General features: G+C 63.1%; 11 protein-coding genes. 7 read left to right on the forward strand and 4 right to left on the reverse strand.

Annotated elements, in window-relative coordinates:
* The first annotated feature begins 89 nt into the window (after nucleotides 1-89).
* The 5 genes from QX034_RS23945 to QX034_RS23965 all read left to right on the forward strand — a co-directional run bounded on the left by QX034_RS23945 (nucleotide 90) and on the right by QX034_RS23965 (nucleotide 8,705).
* The gene (locus tag QX034_RS23945) at nucleotides 90-884 is read left to right on the forward strand and encodes a DNA repair protein (RefSeq protein WP_315706173.1); all 795 of its coding nucleotides are present in this window, start codon (nucleotides 90-92) and stop codon (nucleotides 882-884) included.
* On the forward strand, nucleotides 778-2,370 hold the full coding sequence (locus tag QX034_RS23950) for a DNA polymerase Y family protein (RefSeq protein ID WP_315706172.1): 1,593 nt from the start codon (nucleotides 778-780) through the stop codon (nucleotides 2,368-2,370). Before QX034_RS23945 ends, QX034_RS23950 begins: the two co-directional genes overlap by 107 nt.
* A complete protein-coding gene (locus tag QX034_RS23955; RefSeq protein WP_315706171.1) occupies nucleotides 2,367-5,894 on the forward strand; it encodes an error-prone DNA polymerase in 3,528 nt (1,175 codons plus the stop codon). The genes QX034_RS23950 and QX034_RS23955 overlap by 4 nt, the downstream gene beginning before the upstream one ends.
* Before the next feature lie 140 nt (nucleotides 5,895-6,034).
* Complete coding sequence (locus QX034_RS23960) at nucleotides 6,035-7,561, forward strand: FAD-dependent monooxygenase (protein ID WP_315706170.1); 1,527 nt, start codon at nucleotides 6,035-6,037, stop codon at nucleotides 7,559-7,561.
* Between the two features lie 505 nt (nucleotides 7,562-8,066).
* The gene (locus QX034_RS23965; RefSeq protein ID WP_315706169.1) at nucleotides 8,067-8,705 is read left to right on the forward strand and encodes a VOC family protein; all 639 of its coding nucleotides are present in this window, start codon (nucleotides 8,067-8,069) and stop codon (nucleotides 8,703-8,705) included.
* A 72-nt stretch (nucleotides 8,706-8,777) separates the two neighbouring features.
* Here QX034_RS23965 and QX034_RS23970 read toward each other — a convergent pair whose 3' ends face one another.
* The 4 genes from QX034_RS23970 to QX034_RS23985 are packed head-to-tail and all read right to left on the reverse strand — an operon-like array spanning nucleotide 8,778 to nucleotide 15,516.
* The gene (locus QX034_RS23970) at nucleotides 8,778-10,898 is read right to left on the reverse strand and encodes a tetratricopeptide repeat protein (protein WP_315706168.1); all 2,121 of its coding nucleotides are present in this window, start codon (nucleotides 10,896-10,898) and stop codon (nucleotides 8,778-8,780) included.
* The gene (locus tag QX034_RS23975; protein ID WP_315706167.1) at nucleotides 10,891-12,132 is read right to left on the reverse strand and encodes a hypothetical protein; all 1,242 of its coding nucleotides are present in this window, start codon (nucleotides 12,130-12,132) and stop codon (nucleotides 10,891-10,893) included. The genes QX034_RS23970 and QX034_RS23975 overlap by 8 nt, the downstream gene beginning before the upstream one ends.
* Before the next feature lie 28 nt (nucleotides 12,133-12,160).
* A complete protein-coding gene (locus QX034_RS23980) occupies nucleotides 12,161-13,288 on the reverse strand; it encodes a serine protease (protein WP_315706166.1) in 1,128 nt (375 codons plus the stop codon).
* A 38-nt stretch (nucleotides 13,289-13,326) separates the two neighbouring features.
* Nucleotides 13,327-15,516, reverse strand: a complete 2,190-nt coding sequence (locus QX034_RS23985) for a DNA/RNA non-specific endonuclease (RefSeq protein ID WP_315706165.1) — start codon at nucleotides 15,514-15,516, stop codon at nucleotides 13,327-13,329.
* 519 nt (nucleotides 15,517-16,035) lie between these two features.
* On the opposite strand from QX034_RS23985, the gene QX034_RS23990 reads away from it, so the two are divergent.
* Complete coding sequence (locus QX034_RS23990; RefSeq protein WP_315706164.1) at nucleotides 16,036-17,253, forward strand: efflux RND transporter periplasmic adaptor subunit; 1,218 nt, start codon at nucleotides 16,036-16,038, stop codon at nucleotides 17,251-17,253.
* Nucleotides 17,254-17,298: 45 nt separating this feature from the next.
* Entirely contained in the window at nucleotides 17,299-20,421 is a 3,123-nt protein-coding gene (locus QX034_RS23995) for a CusA/CzcA family heavy metal efflux RND transporter (protein WP_315706163.1), read from the forward strand.
* Nucleotides 20,422-20,517 lie beyond the last annotated feature (96 nt).

The following is a 20,517-nucleotide window of genomic DNA, read 5'->3' on the forward strand; positions in this document are numbered from 1 at the left end:
GCTTTATATTAGAACGTATCATGAACAAAGAGGTTCGTTGCGGGTTCAACCGCAAGGACCTGTAACGGGGCGAGAAGGAGCGGCGACGCATGACCGGCGCACGCATGGACACGCTTGCGCGCCTGCGCAGCGGCATCGCCCGCCTCGAGGCGGGCGAGGGCACGCTGGAGGGGCGCCGTGTCGCGCTCGGCCATGACGAGGTCGACGCGACCTTGCAGGGCGGGCTCGCCACCGGCGCATTGCACGAAGTGTTTGCGCCGAGCGGAACGCAGGCGGCAGCCGCAACCGGCTTTGTCTTTGGGCTTGCGGCGCGCGTCTCGGCGCGGCGGCCGCTGATCTGGATCAGGCAGGATTTTGCCGAACGGGAGAGCGGCGCGCTGTCGCCATGTGGATTGGCCGAACTCGGCCTCGATCCACGCCTGCTGGTGACGGTGCGTGCGCCCGATCTCGAAACGGCGCTGCGCACAGGCGCGGATGCGCTCGCCTGCGATGCGCTCGGCGCCGTGATGATCGAGGTCTGGGGCGAGACCAAGAAGTTCGATCTCGTCGCCAGCCGCAAGCTGACGCTGGCGGCACAAGCGTCCGGCGTCGCCGGGTTGATGTTGCGGATCGCCGCCGAGCCCGTCCCTTCGACCGCCGAAACGCGCTGGATGTTGCGCACCGCGCCGTCTTTGCCCGGGGCGTCTTGGACCGCGTGGGGCGCGCCGCGCTTCGATGCCGAGCTTGTTCGCAACCGTCACGGCCAGACCGGGCGATGGATCATGGAGTGGACCTGCGATGACCAGTGTTTCAGCCAACCGGCGGCGGATCCTCAGCCTGTGGCTGCCGCGCCTGCCGATCGATCGCATCAAGCGAAAGCTGGCATCCACAAGCGCCACGCCTGATGACGGCAAGCCGAACGTCGTCGTCATCAAGGACGGCAACGCGCTTTTGATCCATTCGCTCGACGAGGCGGCGGCCCGCTGGGGCCTGACGCATGGCCTGCCGCTCGCCAATGCCCGCGCCATCTGTCCGGACCTCCTGGTGCACGAAGCCGATACCGCGGCGGATACCAAGACGCTGGAGGACATCGCCGATTGGTGCGACCGCTTCACGCCGCTGGTGGCGCTCGACCCGCCGCATGGTCTGGCGCTCGATGTTACCGGCTGCGCCCATCTGTTCGGCGGTGAGGCCATGCTGATGAAGCTCTTGTGCGACGCGCTGACCGCGCGCGGCTTCACCGTGTCGGCTGCGATCGCGTCGAATGCGATCTGTGCGCGCACCTTGAACCACCATGTCCACGGCCGCATCGTGCTTGACGGTGAGGAGGCGGCTGTCGTCAGTCCGTTGCCGGTGGTGGCACTCGGCGCCGGCGAGGCGATCACGCTGGGGCTGCGCCGCGCGGGGTTGAAGACCATCGGCGATGTCGCATCCCGCGGCCGCCACGAGATCACCGCGCGCTTCGGCGCGGTCTTCACGCGCGTGCTGGCCCAGGCGTTGGGCGAAGCGGATGCGCCGATCAGTCCGCGCAAGCCGCCGCCGGACTACATCGTCGAGAAGCGCTTTGCCGAACCGGTGGCGACCGACACCGTCATCGCCGCGAGCCTGTCGAGCCTCGCATCCATGCTGGTGGCTGCGATGGCGCAGCAAGGCAAGGGCGCGCGGCGGCTGGAGGCTTATTTCTTCCGCACCGACGGTGTGGTGCGCATGATCGCGGTCGATACCGGCCGGCCGGTGACGGAGATGCGCGTGATCGACCGGCTGTTTCGCGAACGGCTGGACGCCTTGAGCGATCCGCTCGATCCCGGCTTCGGCTTCGACCTGATCCGGTTGTGCGCCAGCCGCAGCGAGCTCGTGGTGCAGGAGCAGCGCGATCTCGACGCCCATGTTCATGATAATGACGAGATCGCCGCGCTGATCGATCGTATTGCTGCGCGGATCGGGGGCAAGCGCGTCATCGTGCATCTGCCTGTGGATACCCACATTCCCGAGCGCGCAAGCCTGCCGGCTCCAGCGCAGCAGCAGCTTGTTGCGGCTTCGAAGGCCGACTGGCCCGCGCGCGTCGAGGGCGAGCCGCCGCTGCGGCCCTTGCGGCTTTTTGACTGTCCTGAGGAAATTCAGGTGATCGCGCAGGTGCCGGATGGGCCGCCCGCGCGCTTCGTCTGGCGGCGTGCCGCACATGCGATCGTGCGTGCCGAAGGGCCGGAGCGGATCGCGATGGAATGGTGGCGGCCGGATGGGCAGGGGCTGACGCGCGACTATTTTCGCGTCGAGGACGAGAACGGTTTGCGGTTCTGGCTCTATCGCGACGGCCTCTACGACCGCGAGATCGAGCAGCAGCCGGGCAGAGTCGTGCAGCCCGCCTGGTACATGCACGGTCTATTCGCATGAGCATCGAATATGCCGAGATCGGCATCACCACCAATTTCTCCTTCCTGCGCGGCGGCTCCCATCCGCAGGACTATGTGCAGCAGGCCGCCATCTATGGCTTGAAGGCGATCGGGATCGCCGACCGCAACACGCTCGCCGGTATCGTCCGCGCCTATGCCGAACTCGACAATGACAAGCTCCCTTACCGGCCGAAGCTGCTCTATGGCGCGCGCATCGTCTTCACCTGCGGCACGCCAGACATCCTGGTCTATCCGCGCGATCGCGCCGCCTATGGCCGGCTGTGCCAGCTCCTGACCCGCGGCAAGCGCGGCGACGACACCGACAAGGTCGAGAAGGGCGCCTGTTATCTCGCTTTCGATGATCTCCTGGAGTTTGCCGAAGGCCAGCTCCTGGTGGTGATGCCACCACATCGCTTTGAGGAAGCCGGCTTGCGCAAGGTCCTGGTGCGCCTGCAAGAGAGCCAGGCTGAGGGCGTGTGGTTGGCGGCAAGTTTGCTCTATCGCGGCGATGACCGCCGGCGTTTGGCTCGGCTTGCGCGGCTTGCCGCCTCAGCTCACGTGCCGCTGATCGCGACCAATGACGTGCTCTATCATCATCCCGCGCGACGTCCGCTCCAGGATGTGCTGACGTGCATCCGCGAGAAGACCACGATCGAGGCGGGCGGCCGCAAGCTCGAGGCCAATGCCGAGCGTCATCTCAAGCCGGCGCAGGAGATGGCGCGGCTGTTCCGCGACCACCCGGATGCGATCGCGGAGACCGTCCGTTTTGCCGACCGCATCACCTTTTCGCTGGATCAGTTGAAGTATCAATATCCGGACGAGCCCGTGCCGCCCGGCAAGACCGCGCAGCAGCATCTGGAAGACCTGACTTGGGACGGCGCGGAAAAATATTTCGGTGACGGAATCGACGAGAAGCTGCGCGCCACCTTGAAGAAGGAGCTCGCGCTGATCGCCGAACTCAACTACGCGCATTACTTCCTCACCGTCCACGACATCGTGCGCTACGCGCGCAGCCGTGGCATCCTGTGCCAGGGCCGCGGATCTGCGGCCAATTCCGCGGTCTGCTACGTACTCGGCGTGACCTCGGTCGATCCCACCAAGGTCGATCTGTTGTTCGAGCGCTTCATCTCCAAGGAGCGGCTGGAGCCGCCTGACATCGACGTCGATTTCGAGCATTCCCGGCGCGAGGAGGTGATGCAATATGTCTATCGCCGCTATGGCCGCCACCGCGCCGCGATCATCGCCACCGTGATCCATTATCGCCCACGCAGTGCGATCCGCGATGTCGGCAAGGCGCTGGGCTTGACGGAAGACGTCACATCGCTGCTTGCCGACACCGTGTGGGGCAGCTGGGGCGACGGGCTGTCGGAGATGCAGGTGCGGCAGGCCGGGCTCGATCCCAAAAATCCGATGGTCGGCCTTGCGGTCGAGCTCGCCGCCGAGCTGATCGAATTTCCCCGGCATCTCTCCCAGCATGTCGGCGGCTATGTGCTGACCCAGGACCGGCTCGACAGCTACGTGCCGATCGGCAATGCCGCGATGGAGGACCGCACTTTCATCGAATGGGACAAGGACGATGTCGACGCGCTGAGCATGATGAAGGTCGACGTGCTGGCGCTTGGCATGCTGACCTGCATCCGCAAGAGCTTTGACCTGATCGAGCGGCACAAGGGCGAACGCCACGAGCTTGCGACCGTGCCGCGCGAGTTGCCGGCGGTCTACGACATGCTGTGCAAGGGCGAGTCGCTTGGCGTATTCCAGGTCGAGAGCCGGGCGCAGATGAACATGCTGCCGCGGCTCAAGCCGCGCAAGTTCTACGATCTCGTCATCGAGGTCGCGATCGTGCGCCCCGGGCCGATCCAGGGCGACATGGTGCATCCCTACTTGCGTCGTCGCAACGGTCTCGAAAACGTCAGCTATCCGTCGCCATCACCCGATCGAGGCCCAAAGGACGAGCTCTACAAGGTACTGCACAAGACGCTCGGCGTGCCCTTGTTCCAGGAACAGGCGATGCGGATCGCGATCGAAGCCGCGAAGTTCTCGCCCGAGGAGGCCAACGGCCTGCGCCGCTCGATGGCGACCTTTCGCAATGTCGGCACCATCGGCTCCTATGAGGACAAGATGGTGAACAGCATGATCGCGCGCGGCTACGACCCGGCCTTCGCGAAAAGCTGCTTCGACCAGATCAAGGGCTTCGGCTCTTACGGCTTTCCGGAAAGCCACGCGGCGAGCTTCGCGCAGCTTGTTTACATCTCCTCCTGGCTGAAATGCTTCCATCCCGACGCATTCTGCTGCGCGCTCCTGAACTCGCAGCCGATGGGCTTCTACGCGCCAGCGCAGATCGTCGGCGACGCCCGCAAGAACGGCGTCGAGGTGTGCGACATCGACGTGTCCTACAGTTTCGCGCAGAACACGCTGGAGGAGGGAGACGGCAAATATTGTGCCGTGCGGCTCGGCTTTCGCCAGATCGACGGCTTTTCCTGGATCGATCCGGACGAGGAGGGGTTGAAACGATCGAAGCAGCTCCAGGCATCATTCGGGGATAAGGCTCCCGCTATCTCCACGTCGCCATTCCTGGGCGATGCGCCGCAACAAAATGGCGGAGCTATTTTGCAAGGCGCATCGAACCGGGAAGCTCGAGGTTCCGGGGGCGCACTGCATGCGTCCCGGAACGACGAAGTGAACACAGCGCACAACGACAACCACGATCTCGACGACTGGGGCGAGCGCATCGTCAAGGCACGTGCGCGCCGGCCGTTCACCTCGCTGGAGGATTTCGCCCGCGACACTGGCTTGCCCAAGCGTGCGCTCCTGCTGCTCGCCGATGCCGATGCGTTCCGCTCGCTCGGGTTCGACCGCCGCGCCGCGCTATGGGCTGTCCGCCGGCTGCCGGATGACGTGCCGCTGCCCTTGTTCGAGGCTGCGGTGGCGCGCGAGCAGCCGGACGAGTGCGCAAAGCCGCTGCCGCAGATGCCGCTAGCGGAGCAGGTGGTCGCCGATTATCAGACCATCCGCCTGTCGCTGAAGGGGCATCCGATGGAATTCTTGCGGCAGCGCTTCGCGCGTGAGGGTGTGATCGCCTGTCGCGATGTCAATGATGCCAATGACAGGCGCTTCATGCGCTGCGCCGGCGTGGTGCTGGTGCGCCAGCGGCCCGGCAGCTCCAAGGGCGTCGTATTCATGACCTTGGAGGACGAGACCGGCATCGCCAACATCGTGGTGTGGCCGAAGGTGATGGAGCGCTTCCGGAAAGAAGTGATGGGCGCGCGGCTCGTGCTGGTCGAGGGCCACATCCAGAGCAGCCCCGAAAAGGTCGTACATCTTGTCGCTGAACGGCTGATCGATCGCTCCGCCGATCTGTCATTGCTCTCAGACGATCGCCTCGGCCCACAGGCCGTGCCGCATGGTCCGATGCCGGCCGAACCGCTGCAGGATGATCGCCGGCAGCATCACGACAATCCCGCCCAGAAGGTCGGCCATCCCCGCAACGTTCGCATTCTGCCGCGCTCGCGCGATTTTCATTAGCGGGGGATCGTCTCGATCGCGGCATCGCGGAGAGAAGCATCGCTCCTCCCAGCTTGATATGGGGCGTGCAAGGGGCTTGCTTCAAGCCCCGGCTCATCCCGTAGAACCGCCGCCCCTGCCACAACCCATGGGGTGACGAAATGCGTGCATCATTGTCGACGTCTGCAGCGCGCGCCGCAGAGCGGAGCGACGTGACCAATCATGCGGTGGTGATCGTCGGCGCAGGCCCGACAGGGCTGATGCTGGCGGCCGAACTGGCGCTGGCGAAGGTCGACGTCGTGATCGTCGAACGTCGCGCCAGCCAGGATATTGTTGGCTCCCGCGCAGGCGGTCTGCATGCGCGCACCATCGAGGTGCTCGATCAGCGCGGCATCGCCGATCGTTTCCTGGCACAGGGCCAGATCGCGCAGGTCGCAAGCTTCGCCTGGATCCGGCTGGACATCAGCGACTTTCCCACCCGGCATCCTTACGGGCTCGCGCTGGGGCAAAGCCATATCGAGCGCATCCTGGCCGACCGGGTCGGCGAACTCGGCGTTGAGATCCAGCGCGGACGCGAGGTGACTGCGATCGCGCAGGACGACACCGGCGTCGATATCGCGCTGGATGACGGCCGCTCGCTGCGGGCGGATTATCTTGTCGGCTGCGACGGCGGGCGTAGCCTCATTCGCAAGTCAGCCGGCATCGATTTTCCCGGGTGGGATCCGACCATCAGTTGTCTGATCGCCGAGATCGAAGTGACGAAAGAGCCGGCGTGGGGCTTACGCCGCGACGACAAGGGCATTCATTCCTTCTCGCGCCTGGAAGACGGCAAGCGCGTGCGCCTTCTCGTGACCGAGCCGCACGTCGGACAGCGTGGATACGTCAGCGAGCCCGGCTTGCGCGATCTCAGCGAGGCACTCATCGCTGTCTATGGGACAGATTACGGAATCCGCACCCCGACCTGGATCTCCAGGTTCACCGATATGACGAGGCAAGCGGCATCGTACCGGAATCGACGGGTCCTGCTGGCCGGCGACGCCGCCCATGTGCATTTTCCGGTGGGCGGGCAGGGGCTCAACGCCGGTGTGCAGGATGCGGTGAATCTCGGATGGAAGCTGGCCCAGGTGGTCAAGGGCACATCGCCGGACAGCCTGCTCGACAGCTACCACGCCGAGCGTCATCCGGTCGCGGCGCGCGTCCTGCGCAACACGATGGCGCAGACCCCGCTGCTAGGCCACGGCGACCGCATCGATGCATTGCGCGATACCGTGTCCGAATTGTTGACGATGGACGAACCGCGCAAGCGGATCGCCGGCATGATCTCCGGTCTCGACATCCGTTACGATCTCGGCGAGGGACATCCGCTCCTCGGCTGCCGCATGCCCGATCTCGATCTCGTTACCGCCAATGGATCGCTGCGGCTCTACGCTCTGTTGCACGACGCCCGGCCGGTGCTGCTCAATCTCGGTGAGCCCGCGGGTCTCGACATCACAGCCTGGGCTGACCGGGTGCGACAGATCGATGCCGCATATGCCGGTGCGTGGGAGCTTCCGGTCCTCGGCGCTGTCACTGCACCCATGGCTGTTTTGATCCGGCCCGACGGATATATCGCGTGGGTGGGAGATCGGGCCGGGCACGGGCTTGCCGATGCGCTGACCACTTGGTTCGGAGCGCCCAGCCGCGTATAGCGCAGCGCAGCTTCTTACTCGGCAAGCTCTTTCAGGATGCGGTCGCGGTCTTGCAGATGCAGGGCCTGACTTGTCCGAAGCGTCTGCAGAATGGCTCTGGCGTCCTTCGTATCGTGGCCGTCCCGGTCCAGCTCCGCGATCAATTCCTCTTGCCGCACGAGATGCCATACTTGCTCAGGTCAGGCTTGTCCTCCGATTTCGACGTCCTCGGCGCGCGCGGACCCATCCGCAGCGCGCGGGGGAAACTCGCGAATCGAATTGGGATTGTGGCGAAAATACAATTGGCTCGCGCAGGATATTCCTCATACTCATGAGAATGATTCGGGGGGTGAGGCGTCAAATGATGATCCAGTGGGACAAGGTCTCGACGACCGAAATTCTATTCATCGCAGTCATGCTCGTCAGTGTCGCCGCGATCGTCGGTACCGGCCTTGAATGGGCCATGCTGCGTTAGTCGCTCCGCGACAGGCTACTGTCCGTCACCGCTGCTGGCGGTCCGGCAGACATGCTCAAGCTCGACCATCTCACCGTTATTGCTCCGAATTTGGCCGAAGGTGTCCTGCACGTTCGAAACTGCCTCAATCTCGATGTCCCGTTTGGGCAACGCCACGCCTATATGGGCACTCACAATCACCTGCTTCAGCTGGGTGACACGGTCTACCTCGAGATCGTTGCTCTCGACCCGGAGGCGGGGACGCTGAGTCGCCGACGCTGGTTCGGTCTGGATGACCTGGCCAAGGTCGAGTTGGATTGGGACGAGGGCCGGCGTTTGCGAGCCTGGGTCGCGCGAACCGATGCGATCGACGCGATCTTGGCAACCCACGGGCACATCTTTGGAGAGAAGGTCCCGCTTCCGACCGTCGACTCGTCCTTTGATTTCGCCATTCCGGACGACGGCTCTCTTCCCTTGGACGGAGCGGCGCCTTCCATTATCGATAGGCGTGGCAGGCCACGTGCGATGGCGACAATTGCCGATCTCGGTGCGCGCCTGCGATCCTTCGCTCTCGAACATCCGAACCCCGCCGCCATAGAGACGCTGTATCGCGCGCTGAAGGTGGACCGCGCGCCCGACATCGTGAGAGGTTCCAAGCTGCGGTATCGTGCGCAGATCGAAACACCGGCCGGGGTGAGGGAACTCACGTGAGCATAAGGCCGCTCAGGTCAAGAGGTTCAACGGGGCTCGGGTGAGGCCAAAGCCCGCGCACGTCTTGCAGCTTCACTGCGCGATTGATGTCAGAGCATCCATCTTCTTCCGCAGCCGGTCGCGCGCCGGTTCCAGGCGGCTGCCCGGGTCCTTGCGCAGGAATGCTTCAATGACGGTCAGTCCGGCTTGATAGGCATCGCCAGCATCCCGGAGGTCAGATTGACTCTTCTGCGCCTTTCCTCGTGTCGCCAGCGCGTCCCCTTTATGCTCATATGCGGTGGCGAACTGAGATTGGCGACTGCGATCGTCGGGAAACTTCGCCGCGAGGTCTTTCCGCTGCTCAAGAGCCGCGTCGTATTCCTTCAACGCGCTATCAAATTGCTGATCCTGCATAAGAGCGCTGGCCAATCCATCATGGGTGCTGGCAAGATTCGCTTTCCACGCGGCGTTATTGGGATCTTTGACGACCAGTGCCTGCCGAATATCGAGCGCCGTTCGGTACTTTTCCATGGCTCCCGCCAGGTCCTGCTTCCGTAAGAGCGCGTCCGCAATCGCGAGTTCCTCTTGCTGGAGCGAATCCTGCCAGGAGGCATTGCCGGGATCCACGTTCGCACGCGCCTGCCTGATCTTGAGCGCTGCACCATATTGTTGCAGCGCCTTGTCCAGCAGGTCATCATTCTTGGTCGCGCTGTAATAGTTCCGATATACGCCGCCCATGAAATGATAGGCCGCTGCAAGATTGCCTTGATATACGCCTTCCTCCGGATGCTCGTCGGCCAAGGACTTCCGTATGTTGAATGCTTCCTGATATTGCTTGAGGGCCTCGTCATAACGTCCCTGGGCGGCGGAAAGTCCTCCGAGTCTCGCCCACGCGTCGCCTACGATCTTTCGCGCGGCAGGATTTTGCTGCGGCTCCCCTCCCTTCAACGCCTTGCCGATATCGAGTGACTTTTGGTACCGGGACAGCGCAGAATCCCAGTTGCCCTTCATAAGGTCAAGGTCGCCTTCCTTGTTCATCACCAAGGCGACGTCCGCCTGTCGGTCGACGTTGCTGGGATCCTTGTCTGCAAACGTTTCCGCGACCTTGAGCGCAAGGTCATATTTTACTTTCGCTGCTCCAATATCGTAGTTCACGACGATGTCCCCGATACGAAATGCGGTCTTGTAAACCAGGCTCTGCCAGGCGTCGTTGCCGGGATCTTGCCCGGTAAGTTGGCCCGCCAGTTTCTCCGCTTGTTCGGCGAGCGCAAGCGCCGTCCGGGAATCGCCTGCATCCAGGTATACATCCGAAAACTGTATGAGCAGCTTGGCGTGCGCTTCGATCACTTCAGGCCGCTTTCCGTCGGGCTCCTGGTCGCCGGACGAAAGAATACTCTCTGCGCCCTTGAACAATTCCGCTGCGGCCGCAATCGGGATGGCTCGGTCACTGGTTTGCTTGGACAGCACCTTCAGGATGCGTTCGACGGCGTTGATGGACGTGGCCGCGCTCAGTTCTGCTTCACGCGTACGTAACTCCTGAGCGGCTGCTTTCCTATCCGCCTCACGCAGGCGGGACTCTTGAAAGAGCGTGACCCCAAGCATCCCAATGATCATCAGGCCCAGAATTCCGACGATGGCGAGGAAGCGCTGGGTCGTTCGTTTCTTGCTGAGGGCGATCTTGCTCTCCGCGACCAGTTCGAAGACATCCGGGTCCTGGTGTTTGAAGCGCGACGCCTGAGCAATGGATTCCTCGTCGTTCAGCAGATAGCCGGGCTGCCTGTCAGAGTCTCGCCACAGCCGCGCGGTGGCCACAAAGCGGATCAGCTCGCGCGCTTCTTCCTCCGGCAATTTCTCTGAGCGGGTCGGCTCGCCGGCGGCGGGAGGAGTCTGCGAGCTATCGAAGGGCTCCAGCAGCGCCGGAGTGAAGTCCTCTGCCGCCGCAGCCGGAAGGCTGAGCAGTTCGGTCGACCAGTAGTCCAGGATGCCTTGAGCGGTCTGACGTTCGTTCTTGTCCGTAAGAATGGTTCCGGTCGCGCGCGCGTGCACGATGAACGCGCGAATGTCGGATGCCGTCCGAGGTGCCTCCGCAGCACCCCTTTCGGCATTCGAGAGGGTGTATCGCAAGTCGAGATGCGCGCGCCAGAGTTCGGCCATCGATGAAAAGGGTTTGTTCAACGCTGCCGCGCGCGCTGCATCGCCGGGTAGTTCAGACATCGCCGATCTCCTCGACTATCGATTTCAGCGGCTCGTGGAATTTGCCGAGCGAACCGCAATCTTCCTTCAGCTTGGCATCGACCTCGAAGAAATGGAATTTGAGGACACGACAGAAGGCGTCGAACGATGGCTTCATCGTATCGCTGAGTGTCTCCCGGGTCAGCTCCGTGTCGACGCGGTCCGAATAGGTCATCGCCTCCTTCGCCCACGCGGCCCCGGGATCGAGCGAGGCGAGCAACTGGACGTGCGAGTGCAGCCGGTACCAATTCTGCGCGATGAGTTTCTGGGCGCTCGTTGCGGGCGTGCTGAGCACATCCTCGACCAGCGAGAGCTCGTTTTCGGCATCCTGCCAGATTTTGTGCACCAGTGCGCGTGCCATGACCGTAGCCTTCAGGTCACGGATCGCATGCGACAGTTGCTCAAAGGACTCTTCGAGCATGATCACGCTCGGCAAGACGAGAATCAACTCGTCGAGCGACAGCTTGTCAGCGGCATCGAAGATCCGTGCGTTCAGGCGTGAGAGCTGAAGGCGGACGAGGCGTTGCACGCCGCCGAATCCTTCTTGCGTGGCGGACGAATTCGCCGTCTTGATCGCCGGGCCGAGCCCATCCGCCAAGCGGTCGAGCTCGGCAATCCAGACGAGTTCGGCGCTTGCGGCGGCGCCGAGCGGCACCGCTGCGGCGCGCGCGGCCGTACAAGTGTTCCCGATGTTCTTCAGGCCCTCGAGATCGTCGACGGCGACGGACCTGAATGCGAGCTTGAGATGAAGCGCATGCAGGCATTCGTGCAGGTTCTTGAAAGCCGCTAGCGTGCGTATCTGCTCGGATATGGCGGCTATCTTGTCGCGCGACGGCTGGAGTTCGGGCAGGAATTCGGGTTTCAACACCATCGCCGTCACGAGAGTGAGGCTTTGCAGGGCGCGATCGACCCCGTTATCCACCTTCGGCAGCGCCGCGAGCGTCTCCGGCGAGGCCTTGATGATCAGTCGACGCAGTTGCTCGTTGGCGACCGCGGATACGAGCACTTGGATAAGCAGCCAGCGTTCCGTTCCATCCTCGATCAAGCGGTCCAGCGTCCGGCGGACCGCGCGATGGAGAGGATCGGTGGGGCTGGCATATTCCTTGTAAAGTTCGTGGCCGGTCGCGGCCAGCACGATCTCTGCGAATTGCTCCGTGGAAAAGGCCTTGGCAATCTCGTCAGACACGAGATCGAGATATTTTGCCGGTATGGCCATCGCTTGCTCTCCCCGCGATTGCACGTCCTCACTTGCCGAGCGCGTTCCCGAAGCCCTGCGCCTCGATGCGCTGGCGGATCAGGTTGATCGGCACCCCTTGATTGAACAGCGGCCTCTGCCAGTTCGGGTCGCCATAATGATGCATGGCGACGATCTCCCACTCCATCGTGAAGCAGGGGGAACCCGACGAGCCCGGATCGGTGTTCGCTAGGTATTTGATCCGCGTTCCATTGGCGTTCGGACCGATCACGGCCTGTGTATCCATCGCCATCTTCATCGGCCCGCCTTCAGGATGCTGCACGATCAAGAGTGGCGCGTCCCGCGGTAGTGGAGCTGCATCACGCGGCAGCGCGATCCATCCGCGACACGCACCATCAACCTGCTGCTGCCCGGCAGTGGCTTCCAACTGCAGCAGCGCAAAGTCGAGCTCTTCTGGGGTCGGCGAGGGTACCTCGGGATTGGCCGTCGTTTCAGCATTGCTGTAAGGCGAGAACGTGAGGCAGCCGTCCGGGCGTAGCGCCACGAGGTGACCGGGATTCAGCGTGCCGTTCGCAAGCCTGACGTAGTCGAACCGGCAGCCGATCTCCGCCAGCTTGCCCTCGGCCTTGATATCCTTGACGACGTGCCAGTTGGTCAGCACGGTATCCGGGCCGACCAAAAACCCGGTGCCGAGGCCATTTCCGCCGCGCTCGATCCGGCAGACGCGGTGGTAGATTTCAATTGCCCGCTCGAGCCACACGCGCACGTCGGGCTTGGCGAGGTAGGGCCGTATGTTGCGCTGCAGGCCCGGAGCGAGGGCGTTTGCCGGTGCATCGGCCTGCACCTGACCTGCCTTCTGCAATGACAGCGTAATGCTTTGGTCCGGTACTGCGCCGATCGCTTCCGGACAGAGCTGTTCGATCAGGTGCTGCAGATCGGGTTTCCCGGGGCGGCGCGCATGAACGTAGTGAAGGAAAAGCGGGGTCGTGCCGTGCTCTTCGAGCGCGTTGAGCAGATCGCTGATCGTTGGCCTTAGTGGCTTTCCCTTACCGACATATTCCACGTAGAGGCGGTCGCCCGTGCTGGCTTGGACGAAGTCCTCGAGATCGTCGAAATTCAGGGAGCTTGCGAGCGACTTGCTGAGCTTCGTGATGTCCTCGCCGCGCAACTCGGGCATCTGGCTTCCTCCATCGCCTCGGCACGGATCGCCGGCTTTCAACGTCGCTCGAGCCGCCGGCGCTTGGCGCCTGAGCGCATCGACACCTCGGCGCCGCGCAGCGTGTCGTACTGGTCGGCAGCGCGCACGTTGGCTGGAAACCGCACACCCGTCATCGCCTCGATCTCGGAGAGCGGATACATGTGCGGCGCGAACTCGGCGGGCACGACGAATTCGAACTCCACGGAGGACAGGTCCTGCTCGAGCACGAAACCGAACGCCGCCAGCCCGTCGGCCGTCGAGGCCACGATGACTTTCCAGAAGCGCGCCGGAATCTTGGCTCTGATCTTGTTGCGGCCGCCGCCCGCTCCGACAAACACCTCGTCTGCTGCATCGAGAACCGGCCCGGCAAATTGCGCGAGCTTCTCGCTGGCGGCGGATGCCAGAACATGGTTTTCGAGATCACCCCAATTGTCCACGCCGCTGCCCGACCGGTTGTATTCGGCGGTCTGCGGCGAACAGTTGGTCACGTGATAGCTATCCCCATTGCCGCGCCGCAGATCATCATAGGTCTCGCCCCAGGCGACATCCTCACGGCGGACGATATGCCCCTTGTCGAAGGCGCCGCGATCGCGCGTGAAGAATACGTCCGGAAGTTGGAACTTCTCTTCGAGTCTCGGATCGACGAACCAGCGCTCCTGGTCGCGGTCGCCGAGCCCGGACAATGCCTTGCGGGTGTACTTCTTGCTGGGATCCGGGCGCTTCAGCCGTGGGTCGGCGGTGACGTTGGAGGCCGTGAACAGCGCAAGGCGGCGCGCGGCATGCATTGCTATCGAAAAGTTCTGATAGGGCAGGATGTTTCCACCGAGACGCGTTGTGGCCAGCACGCTCGGATCGGCCGCTTCCGGCATCGGGATTTCGGCGCCGAGAAAGTCTTTGTCATATCCGGTGCGGGATGCGTAGTTCGTATCCCGGAACGGTTCCACCATGGCCTCGGTGAGGGCCCCGCCGCCGGCCGGGGCAGCCTCAGTGCCGCTCGGCTTGCCGACGATGGATGGCGCGCCGAGCCGTATCGTGATCTGCAGCGGTACTTCCAGCGTGATCCCGTCAGCCGTCGCCCGTACCACGCTCTGACTCACGTCGGCGGATGGGCGCGGTGCGGGCGCCTGAGCAGTCTGATCCGCCGTCACATCTTCATCGGAAAACCCGGCGAGATCGGCCTTGCTCCACCAGTCGGACCAGGCCGGCGTCCCGCCCGGCGCGCCGCTCGCAAAATTGACTCCCAGATCAACCACGCGTCCGTCGCGCGCCAACTCGAACATCGGCACCGCGTAGTTCTTGTCCTGGTAGCGGCCGCCGAAATGCAGCGCGACAATCTCACCACTCGCGAGGTCGATGACGCATGAACCCGAATTGCCGCCGAGGGTGGAACAATCGTGCGTTCCCGCAGAAACAATCTTGCCGAAACTCTCGGTCGGCGACACCCCGTGGAGTTGTCCCGGCTGGAGACGTTTGACCCCATACTCCTTGTCGAACAGTTGGTCCTGCTCCGCCGCATCGTTGCGCGGGTCGAAGGCCGGGTAGCCGATGACGGCGATCTCGTGTCCGTCCATATCGGAAATATCTGCAAGCGACATCTTCAGCGGCTTGCGGCCGGCCGGCAAGTTCTCGACTTCCAGGATTGCCATGTCCCAATAGGGATGGATCATCACTACGCGCCGCACCACCAACGTCGGTCCGGTCGGCCGGCCGCGTTCGTGCAGGAAATCGACCCCAGCCTTGCAGCCCGTCCGGAAGGCGATCGCCCGATTGCCCAAGCCGCGAGCAAAGATCGCGGCAACGTGGCGATTGGTCATGATGAGGTTGGTGCCGACCACGAAACCGGTCCCGCCATAGGGATAATCCGGGTTGTCCGGCAGTTCGATGCGGCCGACCGACGGGATCACATCCTCGATGCGGGTGCGGATCGCCGCGTCGGTCGTGAGCTTCTGCCACAGATGGTGGGAGACCTCGAACTTGCCGTCGATGATATCGATCGCGGGTCGAAGCTTGGGAATGATAATGGCCTCCATGCCGACCAGTTGATCGGGGGAGGGCTCGCGCTTGTTCAGCAGCATCTCGAAGCCGGCTCGCGCATTCCTCGCTTCGGGGGCTTCGGCCATTTCGAGGCCACTCACCGCCGGTTCCGCCGCTTTCAAGAGGCTGTCCGGATCCTTCTTGCGCGAAATCAGCTCCAGGTACGACTTCACTCGCTCTGCATTCGAACGCTGCATAGTTCACCTTCGGTGCGAATCCTAAGGTTGAGCCTCCATACTAATGCAATCTTCAATTTGACGTGGATCAATAGTTAGTCGTGAGACAATGCGAGTTGGAATTAAACGACTTGGTCGTTGCGCCTTTGAGTTCGAGGCAACGGACTTTCGGATGCAAACTCGCTCCGCGCGGCACCTGCGGGTCGACGCTGATGGAGGGAGAGACGTTCGAATCCGCCGCCTATACCGCCGGCGACGTGGCCGCCCCGAGGCGTTCGCGTGATGCGTCGCAACGGCGGCCCAGGGGGCAAGCCAAATGAGCTGAACGGTGGATGAACGCCTGTCATTGAAGTTTCAAATTTTTAACCCAGAACGGAGGTGATTTTGGCGATTTTTAGGTTGTTTAGAACAACGGTTCCGCACTATTAGCGCAGAAAGAACGGTCATCGCCGGCGTCCCCGTAAGGCGAATGTAAGGTGGATGGGCCATAGTGCCGACATGAACCAATCTCCGCAGATGCTGAGTAAAAAAGGGCTGATCATCGGCTTGGCGGCCTTTGCGCTCGCCGCTGCGGGCGCCTATGGCTTCACGCAATTCGGTCAAACACCGAAAAAAGACAGCCTCGAGCTGTCCAGCCAGTCGCGCAAGGGAGGCCAGACGTTCACGCCGTCGCCCTCCGAATGGGCCACGCTGACCGTCGAGCCGGTGTGTGACAAGATCTTTCGGGCGGAACACGTGACTGAGGGCAAGGTCGCGGTCGATGAGGATCGCTCGACCCCCGTATTTTCCCCGTATGCGGGCCGCGTGACCAAGCTGCTGGTCAAGCCGGGCGAGACCGTCAAGCAGGGCCAGCCGCTGTTCGTGATCGAAGCCGCCGATACCGTGCAGGCGCAGAACGATTTCATCACTGCGATCACGGCGATGAACAAGGCCAAGTCGGCGCAGGACCTGGCGGAGATTCAGTACAAGCGCGCCAAGGACCTGTTCGAGGGCAGGGCAGTTCCGCTCAAGGATTTCCAGCAGGCGGAAGCGACCTTCGTCCAGGCCCAGAACGACATGCGTTCGGCCCAGACCGCGCTGGACGCCGCCCGCAACAAGCTCCGCATCCTTGGCTACTCCGATGCGGCGGTCTCCGAATTCCAAGCCAAAGGCACAATCGACCGCGAGATCACGGTCAACTCGCCGATCACGGGCACCGTCGTGCAGCGCAAGGTCGGCCCCGGCCAATATGTCCAGGCCGGCGCAAGCGATCCGGTCTTTGTGATCGGCGATCTTTCGACGGTCTGGCTGATCGCCTTTGTCCGCGAAAGCGATGCGGCAGTCGTCAATGTGGGGGAGGAGATTTCGGTCAGCGTGCTGGCGCTGCCGGGCCATCCGCTCAAGGCCAATATCGACTATGTGGCGGCAGCGATCGATCCGACCACCCGCCGGCTCCTGGTTCGCGCCACCATCGACAACAAGGACGGCCTGCTCAAGCCGGAAATGTTCGCCAATGTGACGATCTATTCGCCGGGCGATCGACCCGCCGCGGCGGTGCCTCGGCAGGCCTTGATTTACGAAGGTAACCAGGTGCGTGTCTGGGTCGCGCGTCCGGATAAGTCGCTTGAGCTGCGCAAGATCAAGACCGGCCTCGTCAATGGCGATCTCGTCGCCGTCGAAGGCAATCTGAAGGCCGGCGAGCAGATCGTCACCAAGGGCAGCCTGTTCATCGACCGTGCCGCGTCCGGTAGCTGACGTGCGGGTCCAACTCTTCCCAACGCGGTGAAAGCCTGAACCTGAATGGATCGCCTGGTCGCCATCGCCGTGCAGCGGCGCTTCCTCATGGTGGGGATGTTCATCGCGATCCTGGCCGGCGGCCTGATCGCGTTCAAGCAGCTCAACATCGAGGCCTATCCCGATCCGACGCCGCCGATGGTCGACGTCGTGACGCAAAGCCCGGGCCTGTCGGCCGAGGAAATCGAGCGCTACATCACGATCCCGATCGAGACCCAGGTCGCCGGCATCAAGAACCTGCGCACCATCCGCACGATTTCGCTGTACGGCCTGTCCGACGTCAAGCTGCAGTTCTCGTTCGATTATACCTATGACGAGGCGTTGCAGCAGGTCCTGAACCGGCTCTCGCAGCTGTCGCCGTTGCCGGGCAACGTGACGCCGCAGATTTCGCCGTTGAGCGCGATCGGCGAGATCTATCGCTATCGGCTGAAAGGCCCGCCTGGTTACAGCGTGCTGGATCTGAAGACCCTGCAGGACTGGGTGCTGCAGCGGCGTTTTCGCGCCGTGCCCGGCGTGATCGACGTCACCGGATGGGGCGGCAAGACCAAGACCTATGAGATCCAGGTCGACAACAACAAGCTGGTCGCCAACGGGCTGACCCTGCCGCAGCTGTTGCAGGCGGTGAGCAATTCCAACATCAATGTCGGCGGCAACACGGTCGAGATCGGCACGCAATCGGCTGTGGTGCGCGGCGTCGGCCTGATCCGCTCGATGGACGATCTCGCCAACACGATGGTGTCGCAGACGAGCGGCAATCCGGTGCTGGTCAAGGATGTCGCGACCGTCACCGTTGGCGAGAAGCCGCGGCTTGGCATTGCCGGCCTCAATGACAATGACGACATCGTCCAGGGTATCGTGCTGATGCGGCGCGGCGAGCAGAGCTCGCCGACGATTGCCCGGGTCGAGGCACTGGTCGACCAGATCAACCACTCCACCATTCTGCCGCCGGGTGTCCGGATCGAACGGATCTACGACCGCAAGGACCTGATCGACACCACGACCCACACCGTGCTGCACAACATGGTGGTCGGCATTCTCCTGATCGTGCTGTTGCAGTGGATATTCCTGGGCGATCTCAGGAGCGCACTGATCGTCGGCGCCACCATTCCGTTTGCGCTGTTCTTTGCCGTGATCATCCTGGTGCTGCGCGGGGAGTCCGCGAACCTGTTGTCGGTCGGCGCAATCGATTTCGGCCTGATCGTGGACGCCACCGTGATCATGGTGGAGGCGATCTTCCGAAGACTGACGCAGACCACGCCGCTGTCGGAGGTCGAGGAAAGTCACATCTCGCCCGAGACGATGATGGGCATGAAGAGCCACGCGATCCTCTCCGCGGCGGCCGACGTCTCGCGCTCGATCTTCTTTGCCGCCGCCATCATCATTGCCGCCTTCCTGCCGCTGTTCACCTTGAGCGGCGTCGAAGGCAACATCTTCGGCCCGATGGCGCGCACCTATGCCTATGCGCTGGCCGGAGGCCTGCTGGCGACCTTCACGGTGACGCCGGCCTTGAGCGCCATCATCCTGCCTGCTCATGTCCAGGAGACCGAGACGCGCCTGATGCATCTGTTGCATCGGCTCTACGGGCCGGTGCTGCGTTGGGCGGTCGGCAACCGCAAGCTGGTGATGATGGGCGCCGTCGGGCTCGTGGTCATGACGGGTGTGTTCGGCCGGCTGCTCGGCCTCGAATTCCTGCCCAAGCTGGAAGAGGGCAATCTCTGGATCCGCGCCACTCTGCCGCCGACCATCTCGCTGCAGGAAGGCAATCAGTACGTCAACGAGATGCGCAAGCTGATCCGCGCGCGGCCCGAGGTCGAGGCCGTGGTCTCGCAGCACGGCCGTCCCGACGACGGCACCGACGCGGCCGGCTTCTTCAACGCCGAGTTCTTCGCGCCGCTCAAGCCGGTCAGCCAGTGGCCGGGCACCAAGGACAAGGACCAGCTCACCGCCGAACTGCTGAAGCAGCTTGATGACCGCTTTCCGGGCGTCGAGTTCAACTTCTCGCAATATCTGCAGGACAACGTCTCCGAGGCAGTGTCGGGCGTGAAGGGCGAGAACTCGATCAAGCTCTATGGCAACGACCTGCAGGCGCTCACCGACACCGCCAACAAGATCAAGCAGGTCTTGTCGACCGTGCAGGGCGTGACCGATCTTGCGGTGTTCACCTCGCTCGGCCAGCCGACCGTACAGATCGACATCGATCGCGCCAAAGCCGCGCGTTACGGGCTCGCCCCCGGCGACATCAACGCCACGATCAAGGTCGCGGTCGGCGGCGACACTGCGGGCGACCTCTACGAGCCCGGCAGCGACCGGCATTTTCCGATCATCGTGCGGCTGGCGCCGGCATATCGCAAGAGCGCCGAGGCGATCGAGAATTTGCGTATCGGCGCGCAGGGGCCGAACGGCGTCACCCAAATTCCGCTCAGCGAAGTCGCCACCATCAAGCTGGTCTCCGGTGCGGCGTATATCTATCGCGAGCAGCAGGAGCGCTATCTGCCAATTAAATTCTCGGTGCGCGAGCGCGACCTCGGCAGCGCCATCCAGGAAGCGCAGCAGAAGGTCGCCGAGCAGGTGCAGCTGCCGCCGGGATCGCATCTCGAATGGGTCGGCGAATTCGGCAATCTGCAGGACGCGATCAAGCGGCTGTCGATCGTGGTGCCGATCAGCCTGGCGCTGATCGCGATCCTGCTGTGGTTCAATTTCGGCTCGATGGTCGACACGCTGCTCGCGATGAGCGTGATCCCGATGGCGATCTTCGGCGGCGTCGTCGGTCTCGTGCTGTCCGGCATCCCGTTCAGCGTCTCGGCGGCGATCGGCTTCATCGCGCTGTTCGGGATCGCCGTGATGGACGGCATCATCATTCTGTCCCAGTTCAACCAGCTGATCGACGAAGGCTACGACCGCGTCGCCGCGGTGATCCGCACCGGCGAGTTGCAGCTCCGCCCGGTGTTGATGACCTGCGTGGTGGCCGGCGTCGGCTTGTTGCCCGCGGCACTGTCGAGCGGCATCGGCTCGCAGGTGCAGAAGCCGCTCGCGATTGTGGTGGTCACCGGCATGATGCTGGCGCCGATAGTGATCCTGATCACCTTGCCGGTGTTGATCTCGTTCTTCTCGCGCCGCGGTGCGCGCTAATTGCCTTGGGCATGTGGGCACATGCCCATAAATCTTGCCCACTCCCTTTGTGGTTGACGACCCCTGGCCGGTGCGCCTTGATTGATGCCAATCAAG

This window comes from Bradyrhizobium sp. SZCCHNR3119 (assembly GCF_032487775.1).
In the GTDB taxonomy this organism is placed as follows: domain Bacteria; phylum Pseudomonadota; class Alphaproteobacteria; order Rhizobiales; family Xanthobacteraceae; genus Bradyrhizobium.

What these genes read in the sequence shown, in the direction of transcription:
- QX034_RS23945 (WP_315706173.1), top strand. Translation starts at nt 90, where the DNA reads ATGACCGGCGCACGCATGGACACGCTTGCGCGCCTGCGCAGCGGCATC.
- QX034_RS23950 (WP_315706172.1), top strand. Translation starts at nt 778, where the DNA reads ATGACCAGTGTTTCAGCCAACCGGCGGCGGATCCTCAGCCTGTGGCTG.
- QX034_RS23955 (WP_315706171.1), top strand. Translation starts at nt 2,367, where the DNA reads ATGAGCATCGAATATGCCGAGATCGGCATCACCACCAATTTCTCCTTC.
- QX034_RS23960 (WP_315706170.1), top strand. Translation starts at nt 6,035, where the DNA reads ATGCGTGCATCATTGTCGACGTCTGCAGCGCGCGCCGCAGAGCGGAGC.
- QX034_RS23965 (WP_315706169.1), top strand. Translation starts at nt 8,067, where the DNA reads ATGCTCAAGCTCGACCATCTCACCGTTATTGCTCCGAATTTGGCCGAA.
- QX034_RS23970 (WP_315706168.1), bottom strand. Translation starts at nt 10,898, where the DNA reads ATGTCTGAACTACCCGGCGATGCAGCGCGCGCGGCAGCGTTGAACAAA.
- QX034_RS23975 (WP_315706167.1), bottom strand. Translation starts at nt 12,132, where the DNA reads ATGGCCATACCGGCAAAATATCTCGATCTCGTGTCTGACGAGATTGCC.
- QX034_RS23980 (WP_315706166.1), bottom strand. Translation starts at nt 13,288, where the DNA reads ATGCCCGAGTTGCGCGGCGAGGACATCACGAAGCTCAGCAAGTCGCTC.
- QX034_RS23990 (WP_315706164.1), top strand. Translation starts at nt 16,036, where the DNA reads ATGCTGAGTAAAAAAGGGCTGATCATCGGCTTGGCGGCCTTTGCGCTC.
- QX034_RS23995 (WP_315706163.1), top strand. Translation starts at nt 17,299, where the DNA reads ATGGATCGCCTGGTCGCCATCGCCGTGCAGCGGCGCTTCCTCATGGTG.